This window comes from Butyricicoccus faecihominis, assembly GCF_024462775.1.
GTDB lineage: Bacteria > Bacillota > Clostridia > Oscillospirales > Butyricicoccaceae > Agathobaculum > Agathobaculum faecihominis_A.
Map to the genome: position 1 here is coordinate 24012 of NZ_JANGCE010000032.1, position 16615 is coordinate 40626.

A 16615-nucleotide genomic window follows, 5' to 3' on the forward strand; every position below is an offset into this window, starting at 1 on the left:
TGCTATCACCCCCTTTCATCAAGGGAGTGGCCAACCGCCTGCCGTCTGTGACAGTGCCCAAGGACAGTATACCATATTTCGACAAGGGCGGCAACGGCAAACGACGGCACTGACGGATTGCGGTACGGCGCTGGTTGGCGCGGGCGTTCACGCGCTGCCGCGCGGCGGGAATGTGGCGAGAGCTGCTGGGCCGAGATTGACAAGCGGTCGCGCCGATGGTATACTGAATATACAAAGGGACACTGTCGGCAGACGGTTGACCCGAATCAATTACTTACAAAGTAACCGCTTCATTTGGTCGTGAGGGCGGTTACTTTGCATTTATGGTCAAAATATGTAGCAAGACTGCTGCACATAAGAAAACCCGAAAGAGTTTTCTGCCCATAAGCACCACCTCCCTTGCAGGAGAGTGGCCAACCGCCTGCCGTCTGTGACAGTGCCCAAAAATAGTATAGCATAACCAATAAAATACGACAACCACCTTACAAAAGTAGGGTGGTTTTTTGATACCCAAAACGAGGTGAACAGCATTGGCAAACGATGGTTCGGTAGAAATTAAAATAATCGGTGACGACAGTGACCTGAAAAAGAAGCTCGGCGGTATCGGCGCGGCGGCGCAAAAGGCGGCAGGGACGATTGAGAAAGCCTTTCAGGCCGTCGCATCGTTCGATAAGCTGGTAAAGGGCATTCAGGAGGCGTCGTGCGCAGTAGAGCTGTTTAACATGCGGCAATCGGCCTCCGCGGTGCAGTCGGGCGTCACGGCCGGCGCGCTGACGGCACAGGAAGCTATTGTCGGCGTGCTGACCGGACAGATCGGGCTTGCCACCGCCGCGCAGGCGGCGTGGAATACGGTGATCGCCGCGAACCCGGTCGGCGCTGTAGTCGTTGCCGTTACCCTGTTGACGACCGGACTGGCGGCGCTATACGCGGCGACCGATACGGAGACGCAAGCGGAAAAGGCGGCGCGTGAGGAACGGGAGAAGCTGATCCAGTCGATCGACGACCGGACAGAGGCAACAAAAGAGCTGCAATCCGCTGCACAGGATCAGCTGAACGCCAGCTTGTCCGAGATCGACATTACCGCAGCGCAGGTGCGGGAGTTTGAGGGCCTGATCGACGCTAACGGCCGCGTAAAAAGCGGCTATGAGGGCCGCGCGGCCGTTCTGGAAAAGCTGATAAACGAAGCGATCCCCGGCGCGATATCCAAGACCGAGGACGAGACCGGGACCTATTATGAGCTTTCGGACGCGATCGAGGAAACGATCCGCATGAAACGCGCGCAGGCGGTCTTAGACGCAAATCAAGAACAGTATAATGCTGCGCAGGCGGGCATTGTCGACGCGGAAAAGGAACGGTACCAGATTCAGCAAAAGCGCAATGACGCGCTGGAAAAGCAAAAGCAGATCGAAAGCGAGATCGAGGCGTTCAAAAGCGCTTCCACATTCAACGAAGCTGATTACGAGCAGATGAAGCTGGCGCTGGAAGAGCAGAAGCAACTGGTTTCCGATCTGGACGGTGAGTACGCGAAAGCGGACGGCACGGTAAGCGGCTACTACAAAACGATCTCGAACTACGAGGGTGTTTTAGCGGCCATGGAGCAGGGCGGCGAAGCGCTGGAACAGGCGCTGAACAAGGTACAGTACTCCTTTAAGACGGCGGGAACTGCCACCGTGGGCGAGCTGCAAGCCCAAGCGGACGAACTGGGCGGGATCTATCAGGATATGTTTGCGAGATACCGGTCCGGCGAAAGCGATATCACGGAAGCCCAAGTAAACAATATGCGGGCCATGTGGGAATCGGCCGGCACGGAGCTGAAAACCGCGCAGGAAAACTTGATGACCGAGTGGTCCGCAAGCATAGCGGCGGGCCAGCCGCAGGTCGACGCAGCGGTCCAGTTGGTCGCGCAGGGGGTCGTTTCGGCAGCGGACGTCACGGCGCAGATGCAGGAAAAGGGCTACACGGTCACCGCTGAGTTTGCAAGCGGCATTGCCGCGGCGGAAGCCTTGGCAAGCGGCAACGCGGCGCAGGTGGAGGCCATGTGCGAGGCGGCGCTGGACGGCGACACCACGACATATGGCTATGACTTTATGCAGGGCTTTTTGGAGGCTATTCTCGCCAGCAATCCGTCCGAAGAGGTGCGCGCCATGGTGCAGGCCGCGCTGGACGCGATCCCGGAGACACAGCAAAGCCATTCCCCCAGCGCGCTGACAATGGAGCAGGGCGGATATTTTGCGGAGGGCTATGCCGAGGGGATTGCAAACGGCGCGGGCGCGGCGGAAACGGCGGCGGGCAGTATGGCCGGGCAGGCCATTGCAAAGCTGCTCGGCATCGCGCCGCAGGCGCAGGAGGGCGGCGCGCAGGCGGCGACGCAGTACAGCACGGGTATGCGTTCCGGTGTGGCTGGCGCGGTGGAGGCCGCGATCCTTTTGGCGACCGGCGCGAGCGGCGCGGCAAAGGGCAAGGCCGGTGAGTTTAGCACGGTCGGCGGCGAGCTGTCGGCAAGCCTGAAAAGCGGCATTGATGGCGGCGCGCAGGCAGTCAGCACGGCGATGGACACGGTGGCCGCGGGTGCGAAGGGTTCCGCCGCCAAAGTGGCAAGCACTTTTCGTGCGGTCGGCGTAAACATGGCGCAAGGCCTGATGAACGGCATTTCCAGCATGGCGCGCAGCGTGGCGAACGCGGCGGCTTCGCTGGCGAAAAACGCGCTGGACGCGGCGAAACATGCGGTGGGCATTCAGTCGCCGTCGCGCGATTTCCGCGAAAAGGTCGGCCGCATGATGGGCATGGGCATGGCGCTCGGCATCGGGGACAGCGAGGACACAGTTAGGAGCAACGTGGCGCTGCTGTCCCGGCACGCGCTGGAGGATGCGCGGGAGCACGCGAAGAGCTTTCAGGACATCGGCGGCCTGTACGTGGAAAACCTGACCTATGGCGTACAGAAGGGACGGGACGCGGCGCTTGACAAGTTCGAGCGCTGGCTCGACGCGGATGTGGAGAAATTGGGGGCCCGCGACGACGCGACCGACGAGCAGAAGAAATCCTACGAGGACGCGGCCCGCGAGGTCATGACGGCCTACAAGGACGCGCTGAACGACGGCTACGACGAGGCGCTTTCCACGGTCAAGACGCGCGTAAACGAGCTGACGGCGGAATTTCAGGCGGCGCACGACGATCTGGTGCGGCAGCAGGAGAGCATGCAAAAGAAGCTTTCCGGCTTTGGCGACCTGTTCACGATCGGCAAGAACGGCGATCTGTCCCTCGGCAAGATCGAGGACAATATCAAAGCGGTCAAGCGGTACGACGACGCGCTGACCGAACTTGCGGGCCTTGGTGTGTCGGACGAGTTCATGCAGCAGGTGACGGCGCTCGGCGTGGAAGAGGGCGCCAAGTTCGCGGAAAAGCTGATAGCGCTGCCGCCCGAAGCGTTGAAACAATATACCGACGCTTGGCAGGAGCAGCAGGACCTCGCAAAGGAGGTTGCGGAAAAGTTCTACGCGGATCAGCTCGAAACGCTGGAAAACGATTTTACCGGCAAGCTGGACGAGACGCTGGAAAGCGTGCCGGACCTGCTGACCGATATTGGCAAGGACAGCATTCAGGGCATGATCGACGGCATGTACTCCAAATCCGGCATGCTGTCCGCGGCGGCGAGCGAGATCGTCAGCAGGGCGATCAGCGCGATGCGCCGGGCGGCGGACGTGAACAGCCCCTCAAAAAAGACGCGCGATCTGGTGGGGCGGCCGCTGGCCGAGGGCGTGGCGGTCGGCTTTGACAAGCAGATGGGCGACGTGTACCGGCAGATCAGCCGCACGCTGGATGGCGAAGTACTGAAGCTGTCTGCGGATGTAAGGGTGCAGGCCGAACGGCAGGCGGCAAAGGCCGGCCCCGCGCCGGTGCAGACGGTGTACAAGACGACGCACACCGTCGCGACGCCGGTGATCGAGTTCAAGGGCGAGCTGGCACAGCTCGGCCGGCTGCTGACGCCGGTCGTCCGCATGGAGGAAAAGCGAAAGGGCGGCAGCATGGCAAAGGGAGGCGCATACGCATGATACAGATCGACGGCACAAAATTCCCCGGCGTGGGCATTGCGGATTTGCAACGCGGGGAGCAGCGGGATTACAAATACAACCTGACCGCCGAGGACGGGACAAGGCGCGCCGAGGTGCGCGCCCGTTACCGGGTCTATACCGCGACGCTGGGCAGCATTTCGCAGGACGACTACGACCGGCTGCGCCGCGCGCTGGCGACCGATCTGCCCAGTGTTTTTGTCACGCTGCCGGACGGTCAGGCCGATGTGACGATGGAGGCGCGGGTGGAGCTGGGCGACGACGCGCTGCTGTTTATCGACGGCGGCACGCGCCGCTGGGACGGCCTGACGCTGACCATCACGGGCGTAACGCCGCTGGAGGAAGGCCGATGAAGACCGAGACCCTGATCCATTACGAATTGGTAGACCCGACGGCTGCCGCGGACGGCGCGCCGCGCGCGGACGACAAACAGCCATGGGTAGACCTTGCCGAGCTGCACGACCACGCGGAGGCGCGCGTGCCGACGCGGTGGGGCACGCTGGAGCAGAACGAGTTCCTGCTCGACGGCCAATACCGGCTGTTTGCCGACGACCCGGCCGCCGAGGACATGGGCCTGTGGTCGCTCTCGCAGAGCGATGATAAAGGGCGGTTCAGTCAGCCGCCGGCGCTTACCGTCGGTTTCTCAAACCCGCATACCTCGCTTGGGCTGACGCTGGTGTTTTCAGACACGACAGGGGACTGGTGCAGCGCGCTTTCGGTGCAGTGGTTCGACGAAGCGGGCGGGCTGCTGGCGGCGCAGGACTTCGCGCCGACGGGGCCTGTCTACTTTTGCGACAGGCTGGTGCAGAACTATTACGGGCTGGCGCTGACCTTCCGCGCGACCAACAAGCCCTACCGTTATTTGAAGCTGTTCAAGCTGATCTACGGCATGGTGGAGGAGCTGACGGGCGACCGCATCACCGAGGCTTCGCTTTTAGAGGAAGCCGACCCGGCTGGTATGACAGTGAGCGTCAATACCTTCCGTTTCGGCTTTTACGCGGACCGGCGCTTTGACCTGCTGGACATGTCGGGCGTGTATTCTGTGTTCCAGCAGCAGCAGCGCGTGACCGTGCGGCAAAAGGTGGACGGCGCGCTGCGCGAAATGGGCACGTTCTATACCGATACGCCCGAGGTAGAGGACCAGCGGGCCGTGTCGATCGACTGCATCGACCTGATCGGCGTGATCGGTCAGACGGACTACATGGGCGGCCTTTGGCTGGACGGCATTGCGGCGGGCGAGCTGCTGGGCGAGATCATGCGTTCGGCGGGCGTTACAGATTACGAGATCGACCCGGCGCTGGCGGGGACCGTGGTCAAGGGGTATTTGCCGGTCTGCTCGCACCGGGAGGCGGTGCAGCAGCTCGCGTTCGCGATCGGCGCAATGGTGCGCTGCGCGCGGAGCGACAAGGTGCGGCTGGTGCCTGTGCCCACGGCGGCGTTCACGGTCATTGCGCCGCGCGACAAGGTGGCGGGGCACCGGCAGACGCAGCGGCGCTATGTTTCGGGCGTGGAGGTGTACACGCACCACTATGCGCTGACCGGCCTTTCCAAGGACCGGGACGAGCTTTTCCGGGCCGTGTGCAAGGCAGGGGAAGAGCGGGTGATGTTTGGGTCGCCGTCCACAAGCCTGTCCTGCGAGGGCGCGGAGATCGTGGAGAGCGGCGTGAACTACGCGCGGCTGCGCGTCCATGAGGAGGGCGAGGTCGTGCTGACCGGCAAGAGCTACGAGGACCAGATGAGCCTTGGCGGCAGCGTGTACGCGGCGCGTCTGCCCGCGGGCGCGCGGGCGAACGTACAGAGCTTTGAGGACTGCACGCTGACGGCGGACCCGCAGGCGGTCGCGCAGCGGCTGTACGACTATTACCAGCGGCGCGTTGAGGACCGGGGCGATCTGTTCCCGGTGGCGGCCGCCGCGGGCGATGCGGTGGAGCTGCAAACAAAGGGCGGCATGACGCTCACCGGCACGGTGGAGAGCATGGATATCGATCTGACGGGCGGCGGTATCGCAAAGGCGGTGATCGCGGGTGGATGATCTGAAATACAACCGCAGCCGCGAGATCGTCGAGCGAGCGGCGGCGGGCGACGACAGCGACCTGTATGTGGCCAAGGACCTGCGCGGCGTGGCGGCGCGCGACGGGGCGCGGCTGGTTTGGCCGGCCGACCTGTCGGACGCTTACCTGAACGCCGCCGACCTAAACCGTATCGAGGGGGCCACGGGCACGGCGCGGGCGCGGCTGCTGGAAAACGGCTACGCGCCGGATACCGAAAGCATCCGCGCGGACTGGACGCGCACGGCGTTCCCGACGCGCGAACAGTTTGACCGGATACGGCGCAACGTGGATAAGCTGCAAGAAAGCTATTATCCCCTGCCCGGCTGGCGGGCGATCGACTTTACGGAAACACTGGATTACAACCAGTCGAACGCGATCGAATGGGACCTGCATTTGCTGCTGCTGACGATCGACGGCATGGTTGAGGCGGCGGAGCTGCGGCAGGCAAATTCGTTCGCAATGGAAGCAGGAGGGATTTTATGAAAGACAGGATACCCGCGCCCGGCAAGGCGAACCGGGTGCGGATTACGCAGGACGACGGGCAGGCGGTGGAGGGCACGCTGTCCTATGTGGACGACGCAATCCAAGCGGGCAGCCGCTACACCAAGCAGAACGTACTGCCGGACGACGTTTGCGACGCGCTGAACATCGACCGGGGCGGCGCGGAGCCGAAGGACGCCTTTAACGCCTGCTGGGCGGTGGGCGATATCAAGACCACCACAAGAGCGTCGCTCGGCGCGAACTGGCACGCGTGCGACGGGAGCAATTTTGTCGCGGCGGAGCTACCAGAACTGGGCGCGATTATCGGGCCGTCGATCGAGCGAGGGTTTAAGCGGTTCGCACCGTTTGATAGCGTCTATACGCCGACCGCTGCGCAGGTCGTTAACGGTTACTATGTGGCGCTGGGCGGTCAGAATAATAATAGTGGTGTGGGCGTGATCGGCTATACAGATAGCCTTACAAAGCCGTGGGCCTCGGCGGCGCTGCCAACGATCGGCGGAGGACAAGCGCAATGGATGGATATCATTTATGACGGGCGGCAATATGTAGCGCTATGTGAGTATCGCTCACAAAATTCTGCGGGCGGCGCATCGGCATATATTGCCTACGCGCCTCAGCTATGGGGGCCGTGGGTGCTTATTGAAACGCCTGCCTATGGTGACAATTTTTCTAAAAAGCTGCTTTATAGCGATGGGGAATATTGCTTTGCGTTTCGGAGAAATACAGACCTTAACGCGGCGATCTGCCGCTCTTCTGCAGTTGACAGTGGGTGGGATACACATAGGGTGGGTTCCAAGCTGCGCTCGGTTTATGCAGCAGTGTATTTCGGCGGGTGCTATGTGGCGGTGGGATACTTTAAAGACGGTGATAGTGAGGGATTTTACACATATTCGCGCGATTTGACTAACTGGACTGAGGTAACGGTTGATAGACGATTAGAGCATATCGCGGTGGGAAATGGGTATCTGGTCATGGGAGACAGCGCCGGTAAGATACGGTACGCTACCAGCCCTGTGGGGAGCTTTGAAGTAAAACAGGTGCTGACCGGTGCGATCAAAGGGCTGTCGTATGCGGGAAAGTTTGTAGCGATTGGGACAAGCGGCTCCGTGTTTGAGGCCGCGGAAGCCGCCACGCCTAACGGAACATGGAATAAGTATACGTGGAACGCGGATGGCGTATGGATACATTCGCCCGCGACCTGTGTCGCTGCATCAAACAACGGCCTTATAATGGCATACGCGCCGGGTGACACAGAAACGATGACTGTATTTGGATATTCCGATGATCTGCGCAGCTATCCCAAAATTGATTTAGGCGCGCCGACTAAGTCGTTTATCCGTATTCGGTAGGAGGAATCCAGATGGATGTAGTAATTTCAAAGTACTTTAAAACAGCCGAGGAATTAGAGGGCGCGCTCCAGACTGCGGCCAAGGCACCGGAATATGTGCAGGCCGCGCAGCAGAGCGCAGGCAATGCGGCGACATCTGCAACGCAGGCTGCAAGCACGGCGGCGCAGATCGTGACCGAGGAGGACGCGCGGCAGCGGGCGGAAGCGGCGCGCATGTCGGCCGAAGCGGAACGGGCAGCCGGTGAGAGCGAGCGCAACACCGGAGAAACCAGCCGCACTTCGGCGGAAAGCGCACGGGTTCTGGCGGAAGAGGGCCGGGGCAATGCGGAAAGCTGGCGCGTTCATGCGGAGGATTTGCGAGAAGCTGCGGAAACCGAGCGGCAAAAGACCTTTGGAAGCGTGCTTGACCAAGCGGCAGCCGCAAAGGACGCGGCCAAGGCCAGCGAAACGGCGGCAGCCGAAAGCGCGGAAGCGGCGAAAGCGAGTGAAAATACCGCTGCTGCTGCGCGGCAAGCGGCGGAGGGAGCCAAAACTGGAGCCGAAACAGCGCAAACAGGCGCAGAAAATGCCAAGGCCAGCGCGGAAACCGCAAAAGCAGATGCGGAGACGGCGAGAGCTGGCGCGGAAGCCGCACGAACAGCGTCGCAGGCGAGCGAAACAGCCGCCAAGGCAAGCAAGGTAGCGGCGGCAGAAAGCGAAACGAAGGCCGGGGCCAGTAAGGCGGCAGCTCAAGCAGCGCAGCAGGCGGCGGAAACCGCAAAGGCTGACGCGGTAGCGGCAAGCACGGCAGCGGCGGCCAGCGAAACCACAGTTACGGAAAGCGCCGCGGCGGCAGAAACGGCCCAAACGGGGGCGGAAGCGGCGCAAGTCGCTGCGGAGGCCGCCAAGACAGGCGCGCAGGCATCGCAGGAAGCGGCGGCGGGTAGCGCGGCCACGGCCAAGACCGAGGCCGATCGCGCCAAAACGGAAGCCGACCGGGCGGCGGAGATCGCGACCGGGGATTTTATCCCGACCGCGCAGAAGGGCGCGGCGAATGGCGTAGCGACGTTGGATAGTGACGGGAAGGTTCCTGCCGAGCAGCTTCCGCAGATGAATTACGATCCTGCCGGGGCCGCGCAGGTGGTGCAAGGCAACCTGCAAACGCATATCGCGGACAAGGGCAACCCGCACGGGATCACTGCTGAGCAGGTCGGCGCGATACCGGTAGATGGCAATATCGATTGCGGCGCGTGGACATAGGAGGGCAATATGGCAAATATATTCCAGATCAAACGCGGCGCGCACGGCGGCACGACGCTGGCGGACGGCGAGCTGGGACTTAAAACAGACGAGGGCAAGTTGTATATCGGCAATGGCGGCGCAAATGTAGGCGTTGTCATGGACGAGGAGCTGGTCGCGGTAAAGGCCGAACTGAATGGTGCGATAGCGGGAACGGCTCCGGCGAACCATACGCACACAGCGGCAGAGGTGGGCGCTAGGCCGAGCACGTGGGTGCCGAACAAATGGGATGTTGGGCTGGGGAACGTTGATAACACATCCGATGGGCAGAAAAGCGTTAATTATGCCAATACGTCTGGCAACACGAACGCGGTTGGCGGGCGGGCGTCAAGTACAGTCTTATCCGAAATCGACAACCTAAAAACGTCTGTCGCTAATGGGAAAGCCCAGATCGCCAGTGCGATTAGCGACAAGGGGGTCAGCACTGGCGCGGGAGCGGATTTTGGGACGATGGCGAATAATATTCGGGCGATCAAAACGTCGGCTTCTTGGTCGGCGATGGGAGGATTTTCAGTCAAAAACGGCGGCACGACTGTAGATATTTCTAAATATCAGTATGTGGTGATCATCGGAAGCACAAGCGGCGTCAGTTCCAGTGATACCTATCCGGGTGTGTTGATAGACGTACAAAATGGTCAGGCGTTTAATTTCAACGAAAGAGTTATGGATCCCAGAACCGGTCCATACTGCGGCGGCAGCATCGATGTATATCGAGGGGGTACCTTTAACGCAGCAGCAAAAACGCTGACAGCAAACAGAGCAACAATGTCCTGCGTTGGCATTTATTGAGGAGATGATAATATGAGGACGATACAGATCAAACGTGGAACAGCGGCAAATACACCGACGTTGGTTGACGGCGAACTGGGGTTACAGACAGACGCGGGGAAGCTGCTGGTTGGTAATAGCGGCGCAAACCTGCCGGTAACAATGGATGCTGATCTGGACGCGGTCAAAACCGAGATCGGCGGTGCGATTGCGGGAAGAGCGCTCGCGAACCATACCCACACCGCCGAGCAGGTTGGTGCGCGGCCCAGTACGTGGACGCCGTCAAAAGCAGACATCGGGCTCGGCAACGTAGACAACACCGGCGACGGTCAAAAATCTGTAAACTATGCCGGTACAGCGGGCAACACCAGCGCTGTCGGCGGCCGGGCAGCGGGTACGGTACTGGCGGAGATTGACGGCGCGAAAACATCGGTCGCCAACGGCAAAGCGCAGGTGGCAAGCGCGATTTCGGACAAGGGCGTTGGCACAAGCGCGGGCGCGGATTACGGCACGATGGCCAACAATATCCGCGCGATCAAGACATGGACAAAATGGTCGAAAGTAGAGGGCTTCACGGCAGAGAAAAACAGCACAGTCGATATCTCAAGATACCTTTTCGTATTTGTGTCTGGCGAATGTGATGTGCTGATAGATGTACAAAATGGGCAGGCAATCACATTTGACACACGCTATGGCGAGCCGTTAGACGGCCCGATCCATGGCGGGGACGTTGCGGCTGGATACGGTTGCACCTGCCATTTGAACGCGAAATCGATCACGGCGACAACCGCTACAATAGACTGGCTCGGTGTATATTAAAGGAGAAGCACATGGACGACAACAAGCGATTTTTAGATCACCTTGGCGTGACGGCATGGCACGCGGCGGGGTGGACCGGCTCGCGGGGCCTGACCGCAACTGGCGAGGAGCTGGGAGCAGCAACCATGCGAAAAGCACGGAAGAGGTATTCCGGCTGATTGCGCCGGATCGTAAGCTGATCTTCCTACCCACGGGGACGAGCTATAGCGGCGGCAAGTATTACCACAAGCTGCTGACCGATGCGGCGCCGGAGATCATCGCGCAGGGCGTGGATACGCTGTCGACAACACCTGCAATGTGGCCGATATCGACGCGGGGCTTGCGCCGATCGCTGACTGGTGCAGCCTGTTCTTCGCCGCGGGCAATGACGGAGACAAAAAGGCAAGCCGTATCATCGGGGCCCGCTATGTGTGGGGCGTGGCTTACTGCGCGGCAAACGGCATTATGCAGGGCGACGCGGATGGGGCTTTTCGGCCGGGCGATACAGTAACGCGCGCGGAGCTGGCGACGGTGATCGCTCGACTGGAGGCAAGAAAGGAGCATACATAATGGAACAGATCATGAATGTAAAAAACAGCGTGCTGGCCGTGCTGGCTTTGGCCGGCGGCGCGCTGGCAAAGTTATTTGGAGGGTGGGACGCGACCTTGCAGGTCTTAGTGGGCCTGATGGCCGCGGATTATATCACCGGCGTTTTGGTGGCGCTGCTGTGGCAAAAATCAAACAAATCTGAAACCGGCGCGCTGGATAGCAAGGCCGGATTTCGTGGCATCTGCAAAAAGGGCATGATTTTGCTGTTGGTGTGGCTGGGCGTCATGCTCGACCGCGCGACCGGCGCCGACGTGTTTCGGACGATGATCGTACTGTTTTTCATCGGCAACGAAGGGCTTTCAATGCTGGAGAACTTGGGGCTGATGGGGGTAAAATATCCGGCGTTTTTGCAGAAGGCGCTGGAAGCGATGAAACAGAAGGGCGATGAAGGCAATGCGGATCATTGAATGCAACCTGCCCCACACGGGGCCGTACACGCGACGCAGCAAAACGACGGCGGTCGTGTTGCATCACGCGGAAGCGTCCAGCGCGACGGTGTGGGATATCAATAGCTGGCACCTAAAGAACGGCTGGAACGGCATTGGATACCACTATTACATACGCAAGGACGGCAGCGTCTACCGTGGCCGCCCGGATTGGGCGCTGGGATCACATGCGAAGGGGGCCAATGATTACAGCATTGGCGTGTGCTGCGAGGGCGCGTACATGACCGAGACCATGCCGGCGGCACAGCTCGCAGCGGTAAAGGAGCTGCTGCGGGACATTATGCGGAATTGGGGCAAGCTGCGGCTGCTGCGGCATAAGGATGTATATTCAACTGATTGTCCGGGGGCGCGGTTTCCGTGGGCGGAGGTGCAGGAATATGAAAAGGAGGACGATAAGATGGATGAAAAAACGATGCGCGAGATCGCGCGGGACGAAACGCTGAAAGTGCTGGCCGAGCAGCGGCACAAGAGCGTGGACGAGTTTACTGGCCGTATTCACACAGAGCTGCAGGCGTTGGCTGCGACCGGCACGCTCAAAGGCAAAGGCGGCAGCGAAGCCTACAAGGGGATCGACATGACAGAGGACATGGCGCGCGTGCTGACCCTCGCAAAGGACTATACAGATAAGGTGTTTGATAGCGAATAGATATGGCAAGGCCCCGGCTGCTCCTTGATTGGAGTGGCCGGGGCCATTTTTTCTATTAGTCCATAAATCGTAGGCATTTAGCTACCTCGAAAAATTCGACATAATACGGTAAAATACTCCATAAACGGCGGGTATAGTAAGCCTTGAGATAATCGTTACATTCTACTGGTATCTCTGCACATAAAATAGCCCGTAAGGAGTGTTTCCTATGGACCTTGGAGAAATAATCAGGCGTTACCGGAATCAAATGGATTGGACACAAGCCGAACTTGGAGATAGAGCGAAAATAGATTCCGCGCAAGTCGGTAGGTTTGAACGTGGCCAAGCAGTGCCAAAGCTCCATACGCTGTACAATATCGCAGATGCGTTTAATGTGGAGGTCAGCGAGTTATTAGATGACGTACCACGATCATGGAAAAAAGCACGTGTTTTGAATAGGTGTGATGCATTTCGGGGTGAATTGCAAAGAGTATTTGACGAATCAAACTATGTTGTGAAAAACTTTGATGATCTGGTGCGGTTTATCAAGCGCCATTTTTAATAACGCTCTGTTCTTATCGGTCGGGGCCGCCGCATTTGAACAAATGCAACACAATATGCAACACGTTACGATTAAAGCAAGCTATACCGTAATAAGGAACGGATTCAACTCCCCTCGGTTCCACCAATGGCGAGCTGTACGAACACCCGCCAGCCATTTATATGGTTGGCGGTGTGTTTGTACTGGTTTGCTCGCTATCATCTAAAAAGTAAAAAAGGGCTACCGTTGAGAGTTTCTCAATGGTAGCCCTTTTTTCGTTATCATCTAACAGAATACGTGATTGCGTAAAATTACGTTGACAAGTAAAATGCATTGTCGTACAATAGAGATACAAATACTTCTTAGAGTAATTTGGCCGGTTTTACTGGCAATAGAAACGAGGGAGACATAATGGCGGGACGCAAGGCATTTATGCTATATTTCGATTACCGGGAGCATTTGGAGCTGCTGACCGACGCGGAACGCGGCGCGCTGCTGACGGCGCTGTTTGAGTACGCGGAGTATGGCCGGGAGGGCGAGCTTGCCGGGGCGGCTAAAATGGCGTTTTCCTTCATTCGGGCGCAGCTCGACCGCGATGCGGACAAGTACAGCGAGCGGTGCGAACGAAACCGGGAAAACGGAGCCAAGGGCGGCAGGCCGCCGCACGGCGACGGCAAGCCGGAGAAACCCAAAACAAGCGAACGGTTTTCCGCGAAGCCCAAAAAACCTGATACAGAGAAAGAGACAGATACAGATACAGAAAAAGAAACAGATATTAAAAACCCTCTTACCCCCTTAGAAGCCCGTTCGCCAGCGCTTTTGGAGGCGGCGAACGAGTGGCTGCGCTACAAGCGGGAGCGCAAGGAGACCTACAAGCCGACCGGCTTAAAATCGCTGGTGGCCAGCATCCGCAAGCACGCGGAGCAGTACGGCGACGAGGCGGTGGCCGCGCTGATCGGCGAGTGCATGGCGGCGGGCTGGAAGGGGATCATCTGGGACCGGCTGGACAAGTGCGGCAGGGATCAGCTCGGCGCGCCGCCGCACAAAACGGCCCAACTGGCCGACTGGGAGAACGAGTGGGCGGCGCGGGTCAAGGCGCACAGGCGGGAGGCGGGATAAGACTGACACGCTATGCGGGCGCCGCGCCAACCGCTGTAAGCACGCGGAAAGGGAGACCGGCATGATAAAACAAAACCGCCCCGGTTAGGGGGCGGTCATGGCAAATATTTTGCTTAGGCGAGGCAGACATTGACAGCGCGCATCTTGCTGCTGTTCTTGGGATCAACCTCGGACTCGAACGAAACGCGCTGGCCTTCATTCAGGGACTTGTAGCCTTCGGACTGGATGGCGGAGAAGTGAACGAACACATCGTCGCTGCCGTCGTCGTTCTGGATGAAGCCAAAGCCCTTTTCTGCATTAAACCATTTTACGATACCGTTACTCATAAACGTGTACCTCCTAAATTATGTTATTCAAAATTGTGCAAATAAAAAAACTACAGCATGTTAAGTCAAAAGAAAAATTGACTTACACCTGTAGCATCAATTAGTACATTTAGAATACTTGTTCAGTATACACCATAAAACTTCAAATAGCAAGGTTTATTTTCGCCATTTGTTTGGAGGGGGTAGGAGTACCATGGTTATTGGACAAGTAAATAAAAAGGGATGAAGGAAGCAGCCCCGATGAAATACGCGGAGAAGTATGGCGTGAGGCAAGCGAGCAACGCAGGCCGCATCACCCCCGAACGACATACACCGGAGGAACTAAAGCCCATCCGTCCCTATACGCCTCGACATAACCGAAAGGTCGGGCGTGGTCGTCGCGAGGCTCAGAGGCACGTTTCGACGGGGTCGGCGTTGTATAGGTGGTCGGGCTTGAGATGCTCAAGCCCGTGGGCGAGGGCGGCTTGCGGCTTGGCCGCGCAGATGCGGGAATTGATGTAGATGTCACGTCCAAAACGAAAAGGAAGCCGGCTAAAATAAAAAGTACCGCCCAAAAGCGCGCATATAATAGGATTTTGCCGCGAAAAGAAACTATAAGAGAGATAACGACGTGTTTGTCAGATACGCGCCGTTCCCGGTTTCAACGGAAGCGGTAGTCATACCGAATGACGATGCCACCTTTGCAGCATTACGGTTATGCGGGCGCGGCGAAGTATGATCGGGAAAGAGACAAAGGGGTATAAATAGTCAGGTATGGAACTACCTCGCAGAATTTTACAAAATAATGTAAAATGGCTCCTATAAATACGGCGGGCATGGTAAAATAATAGTAGTGTTTCTTCGCGTGCAACGCCGCCCACAAGGAGCTTACTATTTATGAACCTAGGGGACATGATTAGATCTTACAGAACCGAGCGGGGCTGGTCGCAAGCAGAGCTTGGCGACAGGTCCAAAGTAGATCCCGCCCAGATCGGTAGGTTTGAGCGTGGTGTGGCGGAGCCGGAACTGAAAACATTGCGCAATATCGCGGACGCGTTCAATCTGGAATGCAGCGAGCTGTTGGACGACGCCCCCAAATCGTGCAGGCGGCAGCAAATAAATGAAGCAAGCGAAAAATTTGCGGACACATTGGAGCGGCATACCGGTGATTCGAGCTATATGGTCAAGGAATTTAATCAGCTTATGAGAGTTGTGAAAGAAAACCTATAAAGATTCCCGCAATGTCATTTAGTTAAGGGAAACTTATAGGAAAAAACAAGGGATTCACCGAGCTAGTAGGGCGCGAGAAGGTGAATTGGCCGAAGGCCAAGAGAAGCTGGTCTGGACCACGCCCTCGGCGCGCCGTCTCGAAGGGACGTAACACTTCATGAGAAACCATGTCCCTTCGCTCGGCCGTATCGGCCTGTTTGATGCTCTCACTTATCCCGGTGCTTCGCTCTCGGCGCGCCGAGGGCGTCGCGCCCTACTTGCGTTACCTTAGCTAAATGACATAGAAGATCCCCCCGGCTTCCTTGGAATGGGAAGCCGGGGGATCTTTTATGTTCAGGCGCATGCAGTCTCGTACAAGAGGGCGCAAAAGACAGCGGGCATACACGCATGCGACCGGATGAGCAAGGCGCGATTTCTTTCGTGCATTTCATCAAAACAAACCGCGGCATTTTTGTAAAACTGCACATAAATACGCGAACGAGTAATTTTACGTTGACAAGTATAAAATGATGTACTATAATAGGTACATAAGATACTTGATAAAGTAATTTGCGAGCCGGTTCGATTGGGGCGGCAAGCCTTGCGCGGTGCCAACATAGAATAGCCGCATGGAGGTGACGGGGAAATGGAGCTGCGTTGGGAACCGGCGACCGAGCCCGCGGCGCGGGCCGATCAGGACAGGATCAACCGTTTTTACGACATGGCGGAAGGCCAAGCCGCGATAGAAATGTTTTTGGAGGACTATAAAAAGCTGTTTCCGCAAGAGATCCGCGCGTTTTTGCTGGATCTTTCATTAGCGGTGCAGGATGAAGCGCTGAACCCGGAAGAACCGTAGAATAGGGAAAACGAGCGAAAAAAAGCCGCCCCCTATTGAGCATAAGCGTAAACTTAAGCAGCGCGTGCATTTGGGCTTCCCCCGGCGAGGGGAA

Annotated in this window: 17 protein-coding genes; 16 read left to right on the forward strand and 1 reads right to left on the reverse strand. The window is 58.3% G+C overall.

Annotated features, from left to right (window positions below):
* Positions 1-530: 530 nt before the first annotated feature.
* The 14 genes from NE562_RS14415 to NE562_RS14480 all read left to right on the forward strand — a co-directional run bounded on the left by NE562_RS14415 (position 531) and on the right by NE562_RS14480 (position 14151).
* Positions 531-4049, forward strand: coding sequence for a hypothetical protein (locus NE562_RS14415; RefSeq protein WP_280963130.1), 3519 nt, complete (start codon positions 531-533; stop codon positions 4047-4049).
* Entirely contained in the window at positions 4046-4420 is a 375-nt protein-coding gene (locus tag NE562_RS14420; RefSeq protein ID WP_280963131.1) for a hypothetical protein, read from the forward strand. The genes NE562_RS14415 and NE562_RS14420 overlap by 4 nt, the downstream gene beginning before the upstream one ends.
* Positions 4417-6099 (forward strand): hypothetical protein, encoded by a 1683-nt coding sequence (locus NE562_RS14425; protein WP_280963132.1) that lies wholly within the window; start codon positions 4417-4419, stop codon positions 6097-6099. The genes NE562_RS14420 and NE562_RS14425 overlap by 4 nt, the downstream gene beginning before the upstream one ends.
* Positions 6092-6601, forward strand: coding sequence for a hypothetical protein (locus tag NE562_RS14430; protein ID WP_280963133.1), 510 nt, complete (start codon positions 6092-6094; stop codon positions 6599-6601). The genes NE562_RS14425 and NE562_RS14430 overlap by 8 nt, the downstream gene beginning before the upstream one ends.
* On the forward strand, positions 6598-7968 hold the full coding sequence (locus NE562_RS14435; protein ID WP_280963134.1) for a hypothetical protein: 1371 nt from the start codon (positions 6598-6600) through the stop codon (positions 7966-7968). The genes NE562_RS14430 and NE562_RS14435 overlap by 4 nt, the downstream gene beginning before the upstream one ends.
* An 11-nt stretch (positions 7969-7979) precedes the next feature.
* Positions 7980-9206 carry a hypothetical protein gene (locus NE562_RS14440; protein WP_280963135.1) on the forward strand — a complete coding sequence of 409 codons (1227 nt, stop codon included), beginning with the start codon at positions 7980-7982 and terminating at the stop codon, positions 9204-9206.
* 9 nt (positions 9207-9215) lie between these two features.
* On the forward strand, positions 9216-10034 hold the full coding sequence (locus NE562_RS14445) for a hypothetical protein (RefSeq protein WP_280963136.1): 819 nt from the start codon (positions 9216-9218) through the stop codon (positions 10032-10034).
* A gap of 12 nt (positions 10035-10046) precedes the next feature.
* Positions 10047-10832 (forward strand): hypothetical protein, encoded by a 786-nt coding sequence (locus NE562_RS14450; RefSeq protein WP_280963137.1) that lies wholly within the window; start codon positions 10047-10049, stop codon positions 10830-10832.
* A gap of 11 nt (positions 10833-10843) precedes the next feature.
* Complete coding sequence (locus NE562_RS14455; protein WP_280963138.1) at positions 10844-10990, forward strand: hypothetical protein; 147 nt, start codon at positions 10844-10846, stop codon at positions 10988-10990.
* A gap of 139 nt (positions 10991-11129) precedes the next feature.
* Positions 11130-11381, forward strand: coding sequence for an S-layer homology domain-containing protein (locus NE562_RS14460; RefSeq protein WP_280963139.1), 252 nt, complete (start codon positions 11130-11132; stop codon positions 11379-11381).
* Entirely contained in the window at positions 11381-11827 is a 447-nt protein-coding gene (locus NE562_RS14465) for a phage holin family protein (RefSeq protein ID WP_280963140.1), read from the forward strand. The genes NE562_RS14460 and NE562_RS14465 overlap by 1 nt, the downstream gene beginning before the upstream one ends.
* A complete protein-coding gene (locus tag NE562_RS14470) occupies positions 11814-12512 on the forward strand; it encodes a peptidoglycan recognition family protein (protein WP_280963141.1) in 699 nt (232 codons plus the stop codon). Before NE562_RS14465 ends, NE562_RS14470 begins: the two co-directional genes overlap by 14 nt.
* A 208-nt stretch (positions 12513-12720) precedes the next feature.
* Positions 12721-13053 (forward strand): helix-turn-helix domain-containing protein, encoded by a 333-nt coding sequence (locus NE562_RS14475; RefSeq protein ID WP_280963142.1) that lies wholly within the window; start codon positions 12721-12723, stop codon positions 13051-13053.
* Positions 13054-13443: 390 nt separating this feature from the next.
* Positions 13444-14151, forward strand: coding sequence for a DUF6291 domain-containing protein (locus NE562_RS14480; RefSeq protein ID WP_280963143.1), 708 nt, complete (start codon positions 13444-13446; stop codon positions 14149-14151).
* Between the two features lie 113 nt (positions 14152-14264).
* Here NE562_RS14480 and NE562_RS14485 read toward each other — a convergent pair whose 3' ends face one another.
* Positions 14265-14477, reverse strand: coding sequence for a cold-shock protein (locus NE562_RS14485; RefSeq protein WP_280963144.1), 213 nt, complete (start codon positions 14475-14477; stop codon positions 14265-14267).
* 891 nt (positions 14478-15368) lie between these two features.
* On the opposite strand from NE562_RS14485, the gene NE562_RS14490 reads away from it, so the two are divergent.
* A complete protein-coding gene (locus tag NE562_RS14490) occupies positions 15369-15686 on the forward strand; it encodes a helix-turn-helix domain-containing protein (RefSeq protein WP_280963145.1) in 318 nt (105 codons plus the stop codon).
* A 625-nt stretch (positions 15687-16311) separates the two neighbouring features.
* Positions 16312-16521, forward strand: coding sequence for a hypothetical protein (locus NE562_RS14495; RefSeq protein WP_280963146.1), 210 nt, complete (start codon positions 16312-16314; stop codon positions 16519-16521).
* The last annotated feature ends 94 nt before the right edge of the window (positions 16522-16615 follow it).

Excerpts from the sequence above, each read along its gene's own strand:
- NE562_RS14470 (WP_280963141.1), top strand. The coding sequence starts at position 11,814 with ATGCGGATCATTGAATGCAACCTGCCCCACACGGGGCCGTACACGCGA.
- NE562_RS14440 (WP_280963135.1), top strand. The coding sequence starts at position 7,980 with ATGGATGTAGTAATTTCAAAGTACTTTAAAACAGCCGAGGAATTAGAG.
- NE562_RS14455 (WP_280963138.1), top strand. The coding sequence starts at position 10,844 with ATGGACGACAACAAGCGATTTTTAGATCACCTTGGCGTGACGGCATGG.
- NE562_RS14450 (WP_280963137.1), top strand. The coding sequence starts at position 10,047 with ATGAGGACGATACAGATCAAACGTGGAACAGCGGCAAATACACCGACG.
- NE562_RS14480 (WP_280963143.1), top strand. The coding sequence starts at position 13,444 with ATGGCGGGACGCAAGGCATTTATGCTATATTTCGATTACCGGGAGCAT.
- NE562_RS14475 (WP_280963142.1), top strand. The coding sequence starts at position 12,721 with ATGGACCTTGGAGAAATAATCAGGCGTTACCGGAATCAAATGGATTGG.
- NE562_RS14445 (WP_280963136.1), top strand. The coding sequence starts at position 9,216 with ATGGCAAATATATTCCAGATCAAACGCGGCGCGCACGGCGGCACGACG.
- NE562_RS14490 (WP_280963145.1), top strand. The coding sequence starts at position 15,369 with ATGATTAGATCTTACAGAACCGAGCGGGGCTGGTCGCAAGCAGAGCTT.
- NE562_RS14495 (WP_280963146.1), top strand. The coding sequence starts at position 16,312 with ATGGAGCTGCGTTGGGAACCGGCGACCGAGCCCGCGGCGCGGGCCGAT.
- NE562_RS14420 (WP_280963131.1), top strand. The coding sequence starts at position 4,046 with ATGATACAGATCGACGGCACAAAATTCCCCGGCGTGGGCATTGCGGAT.
- NE562_RS14425 (WP_280963132.1), top strand. The coding sequence starts at position 4,417 with ATGAAGACCGAGACCCTGATCCATTACGAATTGGTAGACCCGACGGCT.
- NE562_RS14465 (WP_280963140.1), top strand. The coding sequence starts at position 11,381 with ATGGAACAGATCATGAATGTAAAAAACAGCGTGCTGGCCGTGCTGGCT.
- NE562_RS14485 (WP_280963144.1), bottom strand. The coding sequence starts at position 14,477 with ATGAGTAACGGTATCGTAAAATGGTTTAATGCAGAAAAGGGCTTTGGC.
- NE562_RS14435 (WP_280963134.1), top strand. The coding sequence starts at position 6,598 with ATGAAAGACAGGATACCCGCGCCCGGCAAGGCGAACCGGGTGCGGATT.